This is a genomic window from Rhizobium sp. SVR5-9E (genome assembly GCF_056755095.1).
This window is the reverse complement of sequence record NZ_JBNDHS010000724.1, coordinates 1-237: the sequence shown is the minus strand read 5'-3', so window position 1 is coordinate 237 and position 237 is coordinate 1. Positions and strand designations below refer to the sequence as shown.

Below are 237 nucleotides of genomic sequence, written 5' to 3'. Positions count from 1 at the left end.
GAAAGGTGGCTTCTTCGGCTGGTTTAATGCGCTCTTTGACCGGAGCGTGGAGCATTACAGCAATAGCGTAAGCGGCATTTTGCGTAAGACCGGGCGCTATCTGGTGGTATACGTCATCATCGTCGGTGGTATGGCCGTACTGTTCCTGCGCTTACCCACCTCCTTCCTGCCCGAAGAGGATCAGGGGGTATTTATGACTATGGTCCAGCTCCCCGCCGGAGCCACCCAGATGCGTAC

At 56.1% G+C, this 237-nt stretch carries 1 protein-coding gene; it reads left to right on the top strand.

The window, feature by feature from the left end:
* Positions 1 to 237 (top strand): efflux RND transporter permease subunit (locus ACPYOJ_RS36730; RefSeq protein WP_481420595.1); only part of this gene is annotated, 237 nt, incomplete at both ends.